The organism is Pseudoalteromonas obscura (genome assembly GCF_030135505.1).
GTDB classification, from domain to species: Bacteria; Pseudomonadota; Gammaproteobacteria; order Enterobacterales; family Alteromonadaceae; genus Pseudoalteromonas; species Pseudoalteromonas obscura.
This window is the reverse complement of the sequence record NZ_JASJUT010000001.1, coordinates 785,943-803,996: the sequence shown is the minus strand read 5'-3', so window position 1 is coordinate 803,996 and position 18,054 is coordinate 785,943. Positions and strand designations below refer to the sequence as shown.

At 40.8% G+C, this 18,054-nt stretch carries 18 protein-coding genes; 6 read left to right on the top strand and 12 right to left on the bottom strand.

Annotated elements, in window-relative coordinates:
• Positions 1 to 2: 2 nt before the first annotated feature.
• From QNM18_RS03470 to QNM18_RS03440, 7 genes are all read right to left on the bottom strand, one after another.
• Positions 3 to 293: a hypothetical protein gene (locus QNM18_RS03470; RefSeq protein ID WP_284136354.1), complete on the bottom strand. Its 291-nt coding sequence runs from the start codon at positions 291 to 293 to the stop codon at positions 3 to 5.
• A gap of 90 nt (positions 294 to 383) precedes the next feature.
• Positions 384 to 671 (bottom strand): hypothetical protein, encoded by a 288-nt coding sequence (locus QNM18_RS03465; RefSeq protein ID WP_284136353.1) that lies wholly within the window; start codon positions 669 to 671, stop codon positions 384 to 386.
• An 88-nt stretch (positions 672 to 759) separates the two neighbouring features.
• Positions 760 to 1,047, bottom strand: a complete 288-nt coding sequence (locus QNM18_RS03460) for a hypothetical protein (protein ID WP_284136352.1) — start codon at positions 1,045 to 1,047, stop codon at positions 760 to 762.
• 344 nt (positions 1,048 to 1,391) lie between these two features.
• On the bottom strand, positions 1,392 to 1,685 hold the full coding sequence (locus QNM18_RS03455) for a hypothetical protein (protein WP_211009170.1): 294 nt from the start codon (positions 1,683 to 1,685) through the stop codon (positions 1,392 to 1,394).
• Positions 1,686 to 1,806: 121 nt separating this feature from the next.
• Positions 1,807 to 2,109: a hypothetical protein gene (locus QNM18_RS03450; RefSeq protein WP_023400520.1), complete on the bottom strand. Its 303-nt coding sequence runs from the start codon at positions 2,107 to 2,109 to the stop codon at positions 1,807 to 1,809.
• Positions 2,110 to 2,160: 51 nt separating this feature from the next.
• Positions 2,161 to 2,472, bottom strand: coding sequence for a hypothetical protein (locus tag QNM18_RS03445; protein ID WP_284136351.1), 312 nt, complete (start codon positions 2,470 to 2,472; stop codon positions 2,161 to 2,163).
• A gap of 432 nt (positions 2,473 to 2,904) precedes the next feature.
• On the bottom strand, positions 2,905 to 4,068 hold the full coding sequence (locus tag QNM18_RS03440; RefSeq protein WP_211009172.1) for a DUF819 family protein: 1,164 nt from the start codon (positions 4,066 to 4,068) through the stop codon (positions 2,905 to 2,907).
• Between the two features lie 327 nt (positions 4,069 to 4,395).
• Here QNM18_RS03440 and QNM18_RS03435 point away from each other — a divergent pair, with 327 nt between their 5' ends.
• Positions 4,396 to 4,803 (top strand): XRE family transcriptional regulator, encoded by a 408-nt coding sequence (locus tag QNM18_RS03435; RefSeq protein ID WP_465264051.1) that lies wholly within the window; start codon positions 4,396 to 4,398, stop codon positions 4,801 to 4,803.
• A gap of 134 nt (positions 4,804 to 4,937) precedes the next feature.
• Here the strand turns inward: QNM18_RS03435 and QNM18_RS03430 are convergent, their stop codons facing one another.
• The 5 genes from QNM18_RS03430 to QNM18_RS03410 form a co-directional block, all read right to left on the bottom strand.
• Positions 4,938 to 5,426, bottom strand: a complete 489-nt coding sequence (locus QNM18_RS03430; protein ID WP_284136349.1) for a phosphatase domain-containing putative toxin — start codon at positions 5,424 to 5,426, stop codon at positions 4,938 to 4,940.
• A gap of 18 nt (positions 5,427 to 5,444) precedes the next feature.
• On the bottom strand, positions 5,445 to 6,467 hold the full coding sequence (gene arsB / locus QNM18_RS03425) for an ACR3 family arsenite efflux transporter (RefSeq protein ID WP_284136348.1): 1,023 nt from the start codon (positions 6,465 to 6,467) through the stop codon (positions 5,445 to 5,447).
• Positions 6,468 to 6,478: 11 nt separating this feature from the next.
• The gene (locus QNM18_RS03420) at positions 6,479 to 7,240 is read right to left on the bottom strand and encodes a metalloregulator ArsR/SmtB family transcription factor (protein ID WP_284136347.1); all 762 of its coding nucleotides are present in this window, start codon (positions 7,238 to 7,240) and stop codon (positions 6,479 to 6,481) included.
• A gap of 183 nt (positions 7,241 to 7,423) precedes the next feature.
• Positions 7,424 to 9,535, bottom strand: coding sequence for a TonB-dependent receptor (locus tag QNM18_RS03415; RefSeq protein ID WP_284136346.1), 2,112 nt, complete (start codon positions 9,533 to 9,535; stop codon positions 7,424 to 7,426).
• Positions 9,535 to 10,986, bottom strand: coding sequence for a PepSY domain-containing protein (locus tag QNM18_RS03410; protein ID WP_284136345.1), 1,452 nt, complete (start codon positions 10,984 to 10,986; stop codon positions 9,535 to 9,537). The genes QNM18_RS03415 and QNM18_RS03410 overlap by 1 nt, the downstream gene beginning before the upstream one ends.
• Before the next feature lie 264 nt (positions 10,987 to 11,250).
• On the opposite strand from QNM18_RS03410, the gene QNM18_RS03405 reads away from it, so the two are divergent.
• The 5 genes from QNM18_RS03405 to QNM18_RS03385 all read left to right on the top strand — a co-directional run bounded on the left by QNM18_RS03405 (position 11,251) and on the right by QNM18_RS03385 (position 18,024).
• Positions 11,251 to 11,535: a YciI family protein gene (locus QNM18_RS03405; RefSeq protein WP_211009179.1), complete on the top strand. Its 285-nt coding sequence runs from the start codon at positions 11,251 to 11,253 to the stop codon at positions 11,533 to 11,535.
• A gap of 47 nt (positions 11,536 to 11,582) precedes the next feature.
• Entirely contained in the window at positions 11,583 to 12,482 is a 900-nt protein-coding gene (locus tag QNM18_RS03400; RefSeq protein ID WP_284136344.1) for a hypothetical protein, read from the top strand.
• 20 nt (positions 12,483 to 12,502) lie between these two features.
• On the top strand, positions 12,503 to 13,483 hold the full coding sequence (locus QNM18_RS03395) for a hypothetical protein (RefSeq protein WP_211009181.1): 981 nt from the start codon (positions 12,503 to 12,505) through the stop codon (positions 13,481 to 13,483).
• A gap of 91 nt (positions 13,484 to 13,574) precedes the next feature.
• A complete protein-coding gene (locus QNM18_RS03390; protein ID WP_284136343.1) occupies positions 13,575 to 14,057 on the top strand; it encodes a GNAT family N-acetyltransferase in 483 nt (160 codons plus the stop codon).
• 217 nt (positions 14,058 to 14,274) lie between these two features.
• On the top strand, positions 14,275 to 18,024 hold the full coding sequence (locus tag QNM18_RS03385) for a PKD domain-containing protein (protein WP_284136342.1): 3,750 nt from the start codon (positions 14,275 to 14,277) through the stop codon (positions 18,022 to 18,024).
• Positions 18,025 to 18,054 lie beyond the last annotated feature (30 nt).

The following is an 18,054-nucleotide window of genomic DNA, read 5'->3' as shown; positions in this document are numbered from 1 at the left end:
CCTTATCTACCACTACAAATTGCGCCTATATTAAAGTTAAAAATATCTATAACAGGGTAGTAGCCATAGGCTTTACCCCAATAAGCCGCTCTTTCAGTAATTAGTCCTCGGTTAAATGCCCAATCTATGCGCATTGCCAATTCTTGGAAAGGGATTGGCTTGTTGTTACATCGCCCTCCAATTCCTGAGTCAATTCGAGCGCGATGTTCATAAGCAGCCAAGTCCATGACTGCGACAGATTCGAAGGACAGCAAGGATAATACTCCTGCAAGTGCCAGTGTTTTTACCATCATGATAATTTCCTTGTTTTTGGCTTTTAGTGCTGACCGATTAACTTTCAGGTACTTATGTGTGCACGTTTATAGGGGTCATTGATTTTGGCTTTATACACCTTTACAAATAGCCACTACAGTTCGGTCAAAAAAATCAACAACGGGATAGTAGCCATAGGCCTTACCCCAATAAGCAGCTCTTTCGGTAATTAGCCCCTGATGAAATGCCCAATCAATGCGCATAATAAATTCTTGATAAGAGATAGGGCGAGTTGAACACCGACTAGCCAAATCAGAGTCAATACGGGCGCGATATTCGTAAGTTTCCAAGTCCATTGCTGCGAAAGATTCAAATGACAGCAGAGATAGCGTCCCTGCTAATGCTAGTGTTTTTATCATCTTAATAATCTCCTTACTTTTTAACATTTAGCGATAACTGGTTATTTTTCGTTTGCTTGTATTTTGGTGTTTATCTGGAGTATTGATTTTAGCCTTTGCAAACAGCAGCTATATTTTGGGAAAACATATCAACAACGGGGTAGTAGCCATAGGCTTTACTCCACCAAGCTGCTCTTTCGGTAATTAGTCCTTGATGAAATGCCCAATCAATGCGCATTTTTAATTCTTGGTAAGGGATAGGCCTATATACACACCGCCCTGGCATTTCGGCATCTATACGGGCGCGATCTGAGTATGTCGCCAAGTCCATTGCTGCGAAAGATTCGAATGACAGCAGGGATAATACTCCTGCTAGTGCAAGTGTTTTTATCATCATTATTATTCCTTATCAGATTTAAACGCATTAAAAAATACCGCTCTAACAGTGCTAAGGTTATGCATTAGGTTGTCAATATGTGTTCGAATTCAAATTAACTCTATTCGGCATAGCGGCGGAATATCCCGATCAAAAGCAGCTCGATTTAGGTGCATCGACACACATATGGTGGCAGATTCAATTAAGCTAAATACGCAAGGAAAAAAGTGAAAACACCCACAAAATGGTTTTTTTCATTGTCTTTCCTATTTGACATTAGTTTATCGAGCATATGCAGCACGCCGCGACATGCTGCATATATCCAGTTAAATACTGGATCGTTTTCTCAATATCATGTTGTTGAATTATGCGCCTCTACAAACAGCAACGACTCGGTCGGCAAAGAAGTCTACTACTGGATAGTAGCCATACGCTTTGCCCCAATAAGACGCTCTTTCTGTAATGAGCCCACGGCTGTAAGCCCAGTCAATGCGTTGTTTAAGCTCAGTATATGAGATAGGGTATCCTCGGGCACAACGTCCTGAGCTTCCATTGTCCTGATAGGCTCTCATTTCATATTCAGCAATATCCATTGCGGCGAACGATTCAAATGAAAGTAGAGAAAGTACGCCAGCGAAAGCGAGGGTTTTAATGGCCATAATGATTTCCTTATATTTTGTAAAAGTAAATTAATCTTATTAATTGTGTTTATTCGGTATTTAACGCCTAGGGACAATTTTCACCAACCTAAACTCCTGATTGAACAGTTGTCTCCGACATTTAATCCAAAGAAGTAAAGGTCCTAAGATTGACTCGGCAAACTCCCACAGCCTTGTATTCGTACATATCTATCACTGGGAAGTAGTAATTACTTTTGGCCTGTCGAGCGACATCGGGTGTAATAAGCCTGTCAGATACTGCCATTTGCAAATACTCTGAAAATGTCATCGGTACTCTATAGCTATAACAGGCATGGCTCCGTGCATTAGGGTGTTGCGCACCTTCTATAAACTCAGGCAAGGTCATCATTGCGTGTGATTGGAAAGACAATATGCTTAAAATAGAGAGAGCTTTAAGATTCATTTTATATCCTTATTAAATATTTCATAAATTCTAATAAAACTATTTATGTTTTTAGTATTGTTGTAGCTTTGGCCTAGCACCAAAGCTACACACTGCGACTATCGTGTAATCAAATACATCAATGACTGGGTAGAAACCAGCTATACGGCCCCATGATGCAGCGCTAGAAGTAATAAGTCCGTGGCTCTGCGCGAAGTCTATACGGTGGTAATAATCGATAATATGAGGTGGGTTTACACAGCGTCCAGGAGTCTGCCGATCGATTAGAGCCTGTCTTTTGTAGCTTTGCAAGTCCATTGTTGCATATGAATCGAATGAAATAATACCAAGCAAGAATATGGAAAAAGAGGGCTTTATCATCATATATATTTCCTTATATAAATTAACTTAATTTGAAATTTCAGTATATTTATTTTTTGTATATTGCAATTTTTTATTTAGTTTTGATCTGCGCATAGGTGCAAATACTATAATAGTAAAATTAAATGATGCTTCTATCGGTTACAATTTGTTATATGTTTTAACATTGATTTAATTTGTGATCAATAAGCAATCAGTTTTGGCTTTTGATTTTTACTCTTTAATCATAATTATTAAAGAGTTAGGTTTACATCTATATGATGGAACGGAACTGAATATATAGATTATTATCTTTAATGTGGCGTTGAAATAGACTGGTTAAATTACAGTGTTTTTGTTTTTTAAATATTGTGGAACTTTGCATGTTGCGGTTGGTTGAATTTTACCTAATTTTCATGCTGTGGTGAGCTAGTACTCACCACAGAATGAGAATAATTACATGGCCTGTAGCAGTAAGGCAACGCCTATGCCTGCCCCTGTGCCAATGATGACGCCCATCAGCGCCATGAGTATTGCAACCGGTACTAGGGTTTGGCTATATGCTGCAGCAAGAACGGGTGAAGACGCAACGCCACCGATGTTTGCGAGTGATGCGATACCACAGGTAAATAGATCAAGTTTAAATATTTTGGCAATGGTCGTGAGGATCACTCCGTGAATAAGTAGGATGACAAAGCCAGCTAAGATGTATGCCGGTGCTTGAGTTAACTCTGCAAAGTTTGCGTTGGCCGCAATTAAGCCAACAAGTGTATATAGCAAGACATTTGAAAGCTGTGGAGAGCCAGGAATTTTTCCAAGAGGCGTCATAGCGCAAATGACACCAGCTAAGGTCACTAACATAATACTCCATGTTGTGCTCGTGAGCACTGCGTTATGTGGTAATAAACCTGATACGTAGATGGCCAGTGCAGACAAACCTAATGCACAGCCGAGCAGTAGCATCATATCTGGAAAAGTAGTTTCTTTTCTAATCTTATCATTAGACAAGGTGAGCTTGTGTTGCAGTTCATTAAGCGTACTGGTATCAGCTTTTGTCCAAGCATTAAATTTATGTGCAAAAGGCACCAATGCCAGTAAAAACATGATCCACATTGCGTAATCTATCGAGTCGATCAATAGGGTATATCCCATTCCGGCATCATTCAGCCCCAAAGATTGCTGTACAGCAACCATATTTTGAGTTCCGCCTATCCAGCTGCCTGCCAGAGCGCCGAAAGTAAGCGCGGCATTGTCACTTAAATAGCTTTGGAATAGTGCAAAAGAAATAATGAAACCAAGTACAATGCTTAAAGTTGCAGCAAAGAAAGTACCCAATAGTTTAGGACCAAGTTTAACAATGTCGCGTAGGTCAGCCCTCAATAGCATTAAGAAAATCATTGCTGGCAATATAGCGGTTTTTACTTCTCCACGGGCTTGCTTGACTGAGTCTGTCATTTCCCATACGCCCAGCGTTGACATCACCATCGCTGAAAAGTAGATGATAATGACAGCTGGAACATATTTGAAAAAAGGCCCACTTTTATATTTGTCCTCATACCAAATCACAATACTCGACACAAACATTAAGAATGCGATGAACGAAAAACCATCTTGGATCATATGTCCCTCTATTTTAATTATTATAAATTGGCAGCTATGCTAGCGGAATTTGATGAGAAAAACGACGGTTAATAATCATGCTGGATCAAGTTTGATGTTTAGCCGCATATGCAAAGCCACTGAAAGGTATGCTATTTATTTTAAAAATGTGTCTTTTTAACACCTGTCATGTAAGAGTCGGGCTATTGTCGGGTGGTGTCGATACCATTTCGTGACCGACAGATGATAATATCAGTCACTCTCCAAGATGAGTAAGCAAGAGGTAAAACCGTGGTTCTAAAACAACTTAGATTAAGTCGCAGCCTTTCCCAGGAGCAATTAGCTCAAATGTCAGGTTTGAGTGTTCGTACTATTCAGCGAATTGAGGCTGGTGGAAACGCGAGTTTGGAATCGCAGAAATGCCTTGCTGCTGCACTCAATGTCAGTATCGCAATATTGAATCAGGAGAAAATGACAATGAATAGACGTTCGGAAAATTGGCAAGGTCTTCCAATTATTTTAAAAATTTGGTTCGCGCTCAACTTTTTACAGCTTAGACCAAAGCGAGAAACAGCAAAACGTATCATGTGGTTAGGGCATATGTCAGGTTTTATATTCTGTTGTATGGGGCTCGTGAGTGAAGCTGCATTGGTAGGTGGCTTGCTTATGTTAATGACAGCTTACTTGTTTGCTTTGTTAAAGTGGCAAGGGGACAAATACGATATTTGGGATGAACCTAAAGTAACAGAGCGCTGAGTAGGACATGATTGTGAGGGGGTATGCCTCTTTGGTGAAGGTATGAATTTGGCGTAACGTGACGCCAAATTAATACCTTTAGTCCGAAACTCATCAGTGCATAGCACATAAATTAAATATCAATCAGATGAGAACTAGAATTTATCAAAAAAGGATTTTTGCACCGGGTGTTTAAGCGCTTTAGGCCTGAGTGTTTGTACTTGCTCAATGATTGCTTGGTTATCGTATCCAAGACGTTTCATCAGCAGCCCAATGACCAGCCCAGTTCGACCAGAGCCACCTTTACAGTGGACCGCGACAGTGCCTTTTTGCTCTACAATGGATAAGATTGCATCGACATGTGTATTGAAAGCATCAGTAAAGTCTTGGTTAGGGGCGTCGTCATCTGGCAGAGGCATTTGAAACCACTGCAGCGCGAACTTTTCACAGGCAAGTGGTAGTCCTTGTACACCGTTTTTTTCCATTTCACTGTCGTACATCAAAGTGACAATCGCTTGAACTGAAGCAGACTTGAGCTGCTCGACAGCTTGGATTAATGACACTTCTTTTGTGCCAGGGCATGGAGTGAAAACGAACGTCCCGCCGTTATTCAGGGTTAGTTTGTCAAAAGGGTGTGTTTGCATAACAGTCTCTTCGTGAGTTTATGGGTTAAACCAATGTTTGGTTTTATTGACGATAGCAACGAGAGACAGCATTACAGGTACTTCTACCAAAACGCCAACCACGGTTGCCAGTGCCGCGCCTGAATGCAATCCAAATAAAGAGATCGCGACAGCAACAGCGAGTTCAAAAAAGTTCGAGGTACCGATCAGACAAGCTGGTGCAGCAATATTGTGTCTAAGTTTCAATTTTAAAGCGGCAAAATAGGCGATAAAAAATATCCCATAGGTTTGCAAAATGAGCGGAATTGCAATCAGGACTATGTTCATCGGCTGTGAAATAATGGTATTCGCTTGAAATCCAAACAGCAGTACCACAGTTGCCAATAAGCCAATGACTGAATACGGCTTTAGCCTCGCCAAGAAGGAATTAATCGCAGCTTCATTTTTATTCGAGCCATTCAGTTTTTTCCGAGTCACAATACCAGCTACAAGCGGTAATAAGACATAAAGTAAAACTGAGATAAGTAAGGTATCCCATGGAACATGAATATTCGACACGCCCAAAAGCAGACCTGCAATCGGCGCAAAGGCAAATATCATGATCACATCGTTGACTGAGACTTGCACTAAAGTGTAATTCGCATCACCTTTGGTCAGCTGAGACCAAACAAACACCATGGCAGTACAGGGAGCAACTCCCAGTAGTATCATACCTGCAATATACTCTTGTGCAGTTTGTGGGCTGACATAGCTGGCAAAAATGCCTTCAAAAAATAACCATCCAAGGGCTGCCATGGTAAATGGTTTTATCAACCAATTTATCACGACAGTGAGTACCAGCCCTTTGGGGTTTTTACCGACTTCTTTGATGGTAGAGAAATCAATTTGCACCATCATGGGGTAGATCATCACCCAAATTAGCACCGCGACTACTAAATTGACTTTAGCGAAGGTTAAAGCAGCGATAGATTCAAAAACTGTTGGGTAAACTAAGCCAAGCCCAACCCCTGTGGCGATGCTTACGGCGACCCAAATGGATAAATAGCGTTCAAAAATTCCCACTGTAATACCTTTTAACTACACAAGTTTGAATAACGAGTAGGGCGGTCTCCCATAGTGTTTAGTCGTGCCAGTTCTTGCTCTATGAAATTTGGTTCATTGATAACTGTTGACGTGATCGTGTGTTTCATCCACTCGGGCAGTGTAGGGTTGAGAGAGTAAAACACCCATTGATGATATTTACGATCGGATAATATACCTACTTTTCGCAATTGAGCGAGGTGACGTGACACTTTAGGCTGGCTGGGTTCGTCCAGTGCGGTCATAAGTTCGCAGACACATGCTTCTTGCTCTACTGCAATGATAAGTAAAGCCTTAAGCCGAGTTTCGTCTGCAAGTGCCTTATAAAATGCCATGGGCTCTATGGTAGCTGGCTTTTCAGAGGCGTTATCTATGAGGAGAGATTGTATTTTTTCATTGATCTCTTGCAACGTTTTTTCAAATGGGTTGTCACATTGGCGAGTCTTTGGTTCATCTATATCCCATGCTAGGCAATTTACGCCATTGACTCTGCCTTCACACTCCTTGGTTGCACTGGCACATAGGGTTATCACGTAATCGAAATGCATGTTGTCATATTCGTCTATGTGTTGTGATTTAAGCCCTTGGCTTGTGAGCCCAAAATGCTCAAGAACAGCGAGAGTACGAGGATCAGCACCGCTTGGTTTTGTCCCAGCACTGTAAACCTCATATTTACCTTTCCCATGATGTTTTAGCAGAACTTCTGCCATCAGCGATCTCGCTGAGTTCTCGGTACATAAAAAGAGTACTTTCATATCAATGCTCGCTTTGAATATGAATATAATTAATTTGTTATATACTATCTTTGTTATGTATTACTCGCAAGCAGTTTTAATTTGAAGTTTTGAGAATGTACTGGTTTACTTTTCTTCTGATGGATAAGCAGCCTATGCCCAAAAGTTACTGGGCATAGGAAAACTTACAGCTTTTATGGGCAGTTAAAATGAGTAACTCAGCCCCACATAAGCCATTTGTGGGGCGCCAGGTTGGATTCGCTCTTTGCCATATCTGAGCTCAGCTTGTAAGGCATACTTTTTGTCTGTGACATTCGCCAATCGCGCGTGTAGCTTGAGTGCCTCAGTGACTTGATAGTTGGCCTTGAGGTTTGCAATTGTATAGCCATCATATTTTCGCGTGTTTTCAGAGTTCATCCAGTAGTCTCCAATACTCTTAATCTCAGCTGTGATATTGAGGCCTGACACGAATTGACTTGCGTAATTTAAGCGTAGGTTAGCAATGTACTCTGGGGCCATGACTAAACTATTACCAGATAAATCGACTTCTTTACTTTCTTTCGTTTTGAAATCGACTCTGCCTGCATCTTGTACATAGTGTTGAAATTCATGATTGGATTGGCTATATGCCAGCGCCACCGACCACGCAGGTGAAAAGGTGTAAATCCCACCGATCTCGAACCCTTGATGCCTCACTTCAGAGGCATTGACGCGAAAGCTTGCGCCAAAGTCATCATAGGCTGTCACAATCGCGTCTTTAACATCCATAATATAATAAGCCAGTTCTATAGAGAGTTTGTCAAAGTTTGCTTTGTAGCCTAGTTCGTATGTATCGGATGTTTCCTCGCTGATTGAGTCCAATTGTGAACTGGTTTCTTTGGTCTTTAAATGGTAAATCTCAGAAGCCGTGGGGATCCGAATCGCATTGGCATAACGAACATAAACACTGGACTGTTCGCTGAGTAGGTAGTTTAAACTCGCTTTAGGGCTCAAGTGTTCAAAAGTATCACTGCGACTTGCGATTGAACGATTACCAAATCCATCATCATCGTAAGCAGACAAGGTATTGTCAAAGTCGTATTGGTTGTTGTCGTATCTTAACCCGATTGAATAATTTAGTTGTTCAGTGAGTTTACCTAGGTGTTGAATGTAAGGAGATACCCCTACAAAACGTGTGGAATCATTATAAAAAACATGCCCTTGCGGATAGGTTGCAGCACCCCAACCAGTTGTAGTTCTGGTGGTTGGTTGATAGGAGTAAGCATCACCTTCTGAGCGTTCTAGGTCGATGCCTATCGTGGTTTCAAAATCCGGATTGTGTCTAAAGTTTGTTAAGGCCAACAGACCGACCGTTCTAACACTTGATTCGATCTTCGGCATATTCGGTTGCCAAGTCGCAATATAATCGTTACTACGATAGCGTAAATAAGGAATCACCGACGCGTAAAAGTCGTGATCTTCATATTTATATTCTGAGCTCAATCGAACGTAATCGGTGGCACGGCTAGGATCAATGGCTAGTACTTCATCGGGCAAACCAGATTGTGATGGATCTAGGTTAAACTGCTCTTCGGTGAGTGCGTTTAGCATTTGTTGATCTAGCGTTGAAGTGATCAAGCTGGTTTTAAGGCTTTGTTTGTCATCTATCTCAAGCTCATGGAGGACATTAAACTCCGCTTTTTCAACACTGCTATGCTCTCTCCAGCCCTCATTATTTAAGTAGGCACCACTGATCCGAATACCATTTGAGTTTGAGAGCTCGTGAGTAATGCTGCCGTTGACTCGCTGGTAGCCATGTTCGCCTAACGTGGAAGCCAATTCATTTTTACCTTCACCGATGGGTGCTGAAATAACATTAACGGTTGCTGCAACTGCACCGGAACCATACAGGCTGGTCCCGGCACCTTTAAGCACCTCTAAGCGAGATATTGACGAGTTGCTGCTTGCCCACCAAAGTGCATTGTGGTTGTAAAATGCAGCGGATTGCAAAGGCACATTGTCTTGTAGATATAGCGTGTAACCGCCATAGTTTATTGGCATCCGTATCGCGGCGTTATGTCCTTGTCCACCAGATAGCTGGTTGAGCAATACACCTGAAATAGTTTCTAGAGACTCAGATACGTGTTGTGCATTGTCATTTTTTATAATATCAGTGGATACACTGCCGACACTCAGTGCCAGATCCGTATTGGCTTTGGCTGTTCTACTTGCTGTGACGATGATCTGCTCGATATCCTCTGCCTGTTGCTGTGCGTACAGTAAATCTGCCTGCATTAGCGCTATGGCAATGAGTGAATAAGAAAAGCCAGATTTCATTATGCTTGTTCCTTAGTTATTTCTAATATTTCGTTATTTTGTATATTGCGATGTATTTTTGCCCGACGTTGGCGCAGCAGTCTCGAAAAGTACATTGAAGTACCTAATAAGGCAATAAATGCTAATCCGAGGCAGATCAGAGTAATGATGCTATCACGAATATCTTTACCCAAAGGGTTTAAAAAGTGGTACTTATGTAAATAGCCAAAATGCCAACTACGAGCGTTTTGCAACGTGTCGTCAACTGCGGCAATGTAACCGGTATGGAGTTCTATGCTATAGCGCACCTCTGGAGATTGTTCGAAACTCAGTTGTAGCACTGGTAGCCGCTTGTTAACAAAACCATATGTTGGGCCGAACTTATCAATTTTTTTGCTGTGTGTGAGCGTGCCCTTTATATTTAATTGATTGAGCAACGCACTCTGAGCGAAAGCTTTATCGTCATATTGAGTTTGGTTATTCTGCCAATATGTAAAGTGCATCGAATTATTTTTGTACGATACGATTTGGCTTAGGACTTGACCTGAAATAATGACCAACTGGAAATTATGGCCATTTGCTATTGCCAGCGTTTTGACAGGATCATGATGGATGGCGTTTGTGGCAATTTGGTTGGTCGGTGAAAGATCTCTAAACTCTTGCAAAAAAAACTTATCAATTAAAATGTGCGTACTACTACTCGCAAACCCGAGCATACACAAACTTAAAGCCAACCCTGAAGCCCTATGTAACGACCGTCTATTAAGTTGTTTTGTTTTAATTCGTGACCACAACACACTGTAAGAAAGCAGTCCAAAAATGGCCATAACCAATACCGCGATGCTGATTATCAGCATGGGGATGATGCGCCATAGGCTGTGTCTATCACCAGCAAACTGCCATGTATGTAACTGTTTGAACCAGAAAGACAGCGACTCTCTCAGTGGTGTATTGTGCGCGGTTATGCGTTTGCCTAATGTGTCTATATATATGTTGTTCCCGCTGTCCATGTGCAATCGATACACAGGCAATACCCGGTTTATTTCAGGGTAAGCAGAACTGAATTGTGTGACAAGTTCACTCTTTATAACGTTTTGATTGGTCCATTGTGTTGCTAGGTAGCGTGCATAATCAACATCATTTAAGCTGACACTGGTTGCTGATAAAGGGAGGTAATGCACCGTTGTGCCGTCATCAATTTGCTGTTGAACTTGATAGAAGTAGTTTCCTTTAAACTCTACCAAACTAGCATGGCTGAAGTGATGGACACCTTGCTGCTTTAATGCGTCTTTCAAATGTATATAGTTTTGTAATTTATTTGATTCAACTTTGATTGGGTCAGGTTTTATGTGTGGCGCTTTTGCAAAATGAGACATTGCGGGGTGCAGTAGCCCTGACAGCGTCCAAATTACAAATGGAATTACGCATAAAAGAGCCAGTCGTCGATGCCATGCGAGCAGTATTTTTAGCATGAATTGTTATTTAATTGGGGATAATGGTTGGATTATATGTAATAAACTAGCCTCAAGGGATGTGACAAATTGTCGCACAAGATTCTGATTAGTATCACGAATGTTAAAGCCCCATAAGTTGTAAGGAAATGTGAAGTGGCTCTATACAAGTTGTATTTCGGTTGATACATTAATCAGTGTTAAAATAGGTACTAACAATTGGATATTGGTGTTACTATTTTGGGTACAAAAATTGTGCCTAATAAATAACAAAAGGAACTCGCCATGTTTATCGTCACGCTTAATTATCTCGTTGGATTATCAGAAGTAGAGAAGTATTTACCGCTGCATATTGAGTATTTGGATCAGTGCTATGACGATGGTATTTTTTTAATGTCAGGCCCAACTGAACCTCGTACCGGCGGTGTCATTTTAGCTGCTTCCACATCTAAAGAATCATTGGAAGCAACTTTAAACGAAGATCCATTTTATAAAACAGGTATTGCTGACTATCAAATAACGGAATTTGTACCAACTAAGTCAATGAAAGAGCTAAACTATCTTCTATAGTTGTTCAAGAGCCGATTGTGGTCCACTTGGTACAAGGAGGTAGCTAAGTGCATAAAAATCTACTAAACACACTGCGCTTACTGGTTAAGCAACCCACTCAATTAAAAGGCAATATAAATAAGCAGCTTACGCTATTTAAAGACTCGGTAGCGGGACTGCCTTTTTTAGCCTCGTGCCACAAATCGAAACTGTCAGGCTATGACGAAAAGCATTACTTTGTCATCCCTTTTGAATTGGGGGAGCACAAAGTTGCCTTACATACTTTAAGAAACTTGCCGGACGGTGTACCAGAAGTAAACGCATTACCAAAACGCCGAGTATTTCACTTTGCCAATGAACATGCTGAAGCTTTATTAACAAATATTTTGTCAGAACAAGCTGAATCTTTAGTAAGAAAACAGCAGGAAGGGCAGGTAAGTCGGTTAGAGCTGCTAGCAAATGATATAGATAAGTTAGATACAAAACTCACTTACGGCATGTTGCTCATAGGCGGACTCTCCGCCTTTGTGAACCCTGCAATTGGTGCGGCTATTGCTGCAAAAGCGGCACTGCCTAGTATTACGGGTTTATTAAACAAACATGGTATTCGCCCATTAGGAGAAAAGTATACGCAAGTCGCGCTCAATCAGCATATTGAAGAGGCGCAAGATAAAGTGCTACAGGAATTTTCTGAGGCGGATACAGTAAAATTGATAAACCCGGTTTTGAGCCGATTATACCGTGCCCTTGAAACGTCAGAGCAACAGTATGATCCATTATTAGACGAATCATTTAATGACGTGGACTTTGGTGAACATGAAAAAGAAGAATGGTTAGAATTGACGGTTGAAGCATTGGCACATGTTTACGAAGACATCATTCATCAGCCTGAACTACACCAGCAAGCATGTTTAGGTGAGGAAGATATACGCTGGTTAAATTATCTCTTTAAAGGGTATCTTGGTTGATTTACATAAGGAGTAAATAAATGGCGATGTGGAAGCAAGCTTGCCAATTTTTCGGTCTATTTTGGTTACTTTTTAGTTCAAATACCTTTGCAACTGTGGATATATATTCTCAGACAGTAGCGGACAAGTCATGGCAAGTTAGGCAAGCCGTGTCGTCACCAACAGGACAAAGGATCAAGCTCAAAGTTGACGTATTGGCTGAGGAGCAAGTGAGGTGGTTTCAAATCATTCCTGATACTAGCCAATACTACAAAAACGCCAACCACCCATGGGAGGAAAATCCTTATAAGTGGGCCGGGTTTGGCAAAGTAAACTACTATAAAAAGCATCTCAATCAGTTTGATAATTTGGCTGAAATAGAAGTATCAGGAACATGGTTAAGTAAGAATAATGTGTTTGATTCACCCTACTACCATGCCAATGTAGGTAGCTTTTGGTTCCAAGTTGAAGTGGTAGGCAAAGATGGCCGCCGCCGTAAAAGTATGGGGTTAGAAAATAACGATCATCGCGGTTTAGATAAACAGGTACTTCGAGTTTCATTCACTCAAGGCGAGGGATATTTGGGTGTGCTGAGTAGCTTTTTTAATGTACCGGCCATTTTCGGGTCTATACCTTACCAAAGCCAGCATTATTTAGGGGTTGATTGCGCAGATGTATTAATGGCTGCAAATGCGATAAAGGACAATGACAAAGTATTTGATCGTAATGTAGCTTGGTTGGTGACAAATTTAAAGCACAAAGCGAAGTTACATGGATTTACAGGTTCAGATACAAAGTTGAAGTGGGGTGATGACATTTTGCCAGGAGATTTTATTGCGGTTAGATACCGTCAAAATGGGCAGTTTGCCCACATAGGCGCGCTCTATCAAGATAGCAATAACAATGGCGTACTCGATGGTGACGATTTAGTTATGCACGCCGGGCCTAATGCGTTGAGTTATAGCACAGTAGCCAATGCGGGGTTTCTGGGTGAGGTCGTGGTCCTTGATAATCAAGATTAAGCCGAATGTAACTGCCGGGTACCTGAAATTCAGAGCCAAGTGACGTGAAAAATATTCAGCGCCTACATACATAATGGACAACCTCATCACTATGATTAGAAAAGCTCAGTTTCAAGATATAAACAGTCTTGCTGCACTCGCGTTGCAGGTGTGGTTAACGACGTATACTTCAGATGGTATGCGTGACGAATATGCGCACTTTGCATTAACGACATTTACGCCCAAGTACTTTAGCCAATTAATTAATAACCCTAAGTATAAAGTAATGATATATGAGCGAGATAATGCCATTGTCGGCTTTGCGGTAGTCAACTTTGAGTCTAATTATCAGGGACGTGACTACGGATTTGAGATAGAAAAACTTTATGTTCACAATGCGTTTCAAGGACAGGGGATTGGAAAAAAACTATTGACTGAAATGAAACGTCATTGGGGCGCTGAATTTTGGCTTTATACATGGGTGGAGAATACGTCGAATTTGTTTTACCAGCGACTTGGCCTTGAACACATTGGCACATTCAGTTTTGATTTCTCAGGTACTCAAATAGTCAACAATGTATATCGTAGTAAATAAGCTCGGCTCTAAGTTTATGGAGTATATTAAGTAGGATTTTATAATGATTTTTATGTTATTTAATCTCGTTTGGTTGATTTTTGAGTAGCAAATGTTACGTATTTAACACATAAAATATTACTTATTTAATATTTTATTTATTTTAAGCTTACATGTTGATGGTGTGTAATTATTGTGTACAATCCTGCGTTGATATTATATTTTTTGCAGGTGTGTGATGAGTTGTTCTAGTAAAATACCAATTACACTGGGTATTTTTATTGCATTATTAATGGTGGGTTGTGGAGGCGGTGGAGATGGAGGAGAAAGCTCCGCTACCTCTGAGTTTGGTTTTCAAGATAATCTGGGTACTCCGTCAAAAGATGGTAAGCTTAAATTGGAAGCCAATTACGGTGGCAGTTTAGAAGTCGCTAAAATTAATACTAAAAACTTTGCCATGGTAGCCCACGAAGCTGTGTATTGGAATGATATAAAAAATTTTATTCTGTACGACGATGCCAGAGGTTTTTCAATTGGCCACCCCAAGTTCTTTAAATATTATAATAGAGACTACATGCTTCCAGAGTCTCAGAACTGCGAATCGGGATCCATTGAACTCCCAACGATTGATGCAGACAACCTTAAATCCAGTTATATAGTGAGGATTAATAACTGCAAAATTGGGCCACTAATATCCAATGGCACTTTGAAAATGCATGTCATCAAAACTATTCGAGGTACGCCCAAAAAAATTGCATCCGAATTTTCGCCAACATTTTCAGTACAAGACGTCGAGTCTGATGCTACCTATACTGTGACTGGGTACATAGTGCAGTCTATGGAAGAATCGTTACTTGAGGCGAGTTTTGTTTTTGGCCAAGCAGGCAAAACGCGTGCTTGGGTCGATGAAAAGTTTACCGCTTCTGGTGAGACGTATAATCATATATATTTGCCTGATTACGGCAAAGTCATTCTTAGTACAACAGACAATGGACGTGCCTATCCGGCGTTAATATCGGGCGATGCAGAGATCTCTTTTAAAAACTCCTATAATAACTATCTAATATTAAGCCTGTTGAATTCAGGTAGTTCGTTATATGGTCCATTTGATCAAGAGCATGTTAACTCGTCATATGAGCCTTTTACCACAGGCATGCTCAAAATACCTTTTGAGCACTTTTCTCCTTCATCCCTTAGCGAAGACACTGGGCCTAATGTTCCAGCTATTCAAGTACCTAATGTAGTATCACCGAACGAACTTCATACCATGAAGGTGACTGAGCTCAAAGCTACAGATTATGATCTGTCGCAGTTAAAATGGACTATTGCCGATGAATTAGGTGAAGTTTTCTCAGAAGGTGAGCAGTGGCAACATGAGTATACGTTTGAATCTTCAGGTGTATACACGGTTACATTAAATGCAACAGACTCTTTTGGCAATACTGCTACCGCTTCGGAACAAGTTTACGTGACAGGCGCCAAAAGAGGGCTGTTATCGCTTGAAGCTGATATTTCTGTAAATAGGGATTTGACAGAAGGTGAGTTGTTTTCCGCGCAGTTAAACGTAGAAAACCTCGATAAATACATAATTAAACTCACATCTGGACCAAAATCTATGACGCTTTCTGCTTCGGGTGGTATCGCATGGGATGGTCAATTGGATGAAAGCTATCATTTTGCCGATACAGTCCATTACTCGATAGAGGTTATCGATGAGGAGCAGAACAAGTCCATAACTGTATTGGGGGAAGTTGCGATACCTACAAATACGAAGGTAAGTTCGGTATTTCACTTCACAGGAGACAATCCAACTGACAATCGTTTTTGGCCAGTTGGGGCTGACAAAGCAGCTCAGTTATTGCCTTTTTCTGACGACTATAAAAACGGTATATATTGGCTAACTTTGCAAGATGGCCAACTTAAAGTGGATACAAATTTATTATCTCGATCGAGCAAAGGCTCTGTACTTGATGTGAACTTTTCTAACGATACGCAATCTATGGTCTATCTATATGCTAATGAGCTCGGTACTTCTGCGGAATACGAGAGCTTTCAAAGTTCAGGTGATGTTAACCATATTTTTGAAGTCACGACACCCAGTTATCGCTCAGCACCAAGACTGATTGATTTGAATGGGGATGGTACATTGGAAGTGGCCAACATGATTGATAACAATCGTATAGAAATATTTGACGCAACATATGTGCGCAGTGAATATCAATTGCCAAGCGACTTAACATTTTTTACCGGGCAGTCATGGAAGGCGTGTGATCTCGATGGAGATGGCAATCAAGAACTTGTTTTTTCTGCAACTAATCCAACCTTAAATGAAGTTAAATTAGTGCTTTCTAGCTATAAAGATAACGCATTAACAGACTTTGAAGTTCATCAGCAAGGTTATTATCAGTGGAATCGAGGTACAGTAGACAATACCTTATTTATTGATCAGGATAACAACGGGGTATGTGAAGGATTGCTGACGTTAGGGGAAAATGAATCGGGTGAGCAATATTTAAGTTGGTATGGCTATGAAGAAGGTGGTCTTATCAAAAAAGAGCAGCTAGATACCAGTGAATTTGGCAGCCTCTATCATGATGCTTTTGCGATAGCGGATGACTCAAATGGGACGAGCGGTATATTGTTTCAATCTGATAATGGTTTAACACTCGTTGGATATGACCAAATAAAACAAGGTTTTATAGCGAACACCTATAATTATGTTGCTGGGCTTGAAGTAACACCTAATATCAACAACTCAACCATAATTGGTCAATCTGACATAGATGGTGACGGAGCTCGTGAGCTTATTCTTAAACATTTTGTGTCAAGTCAAGACGCCATTTCATCTACGCTTCTTAAGCATGGGTATATTTCTAATGGGAGCATTGACAGTTACTATATTGCAGCCAGCCTTACAGATAATAAAATCGAGCCTAAATACATAAGTAATTTAAGCACTCGTTACCCATACACCTCAACAGACGACAGATACCATATAGGTAGCCGGGTTATACCGCTTAATGACGGAGGTCTTATGATTAATGTGTATGGACACACAGATATTATTGATGAGCGAAGCACCCTTAAAAATAGACATTTTCCGCTTGGATATGGAAACGATATGGTTATGAGAAGTGACGGTAGTTACTATCAGAAGGCTGACTCTGAGTACATTTTATATGATGTTAATAGAGTAGAACAAAAACGTATTTCTATACCCTATAGCGGATATGAAGGCGGTTATGTGCTAGCAGCTTACGATGGATTAGAATTAGTCAGGCAGCCTGAAATGATGGGGTCTCAGCGACGTCACTTTTTGATCAATGAACACGCTGGTCAAATTAAGAAATTAGAATATGTAAAGCACGTGTCTCCACATCCTGAATTTAGCAAAAATGGCTTAATTTACGTTTATTTGCACTCTCCACACTGGACTCACTCCACAGATGCTGAAGCGGTATCCAAGGTAGACAATGGCTATAGATTTAGTCAGTCAGGTGTGTATAAAGTGACTAAAGACGATATTGAGCTGGTTCATTCTTGGCAAGAGAAAGTTTTTAGTATTTATCAAGAGGATATTTTAGATGTTTATTGGGCTAATAATGATGATGACCCTGAGTTTGAATTGATTCACCATGTCATTAAAACGAGCGAGTACGGGAGTGTTGAGCAGTACTCGAGCTATGCATTTGTTGCCGACCAAAATGGCGATAATTTAAAATACTTTCAGACTAGCCGTTATATAGCGCAGAGAATTGCTGAAGAAGTCCTATCGAATGGCATGTGTATAGATAATGCCTGTCGCGATACCATCAGAATGGGAACACGGTATTCTTCAAATAAGGCGGAGTTGGCCGGCTATGATAAGGTGACTGGTTATAAATTGTGGTCTCGAACCTTCTCAATGAATGAGACCGAAGGGCGATTAGCCTACTTTGATGATAAGCAAATTTATATTTGGGCTAACGGCTTACACGTGATTAAATAAAGATATAGGGCCAGCCTCTATGAGGCTGGC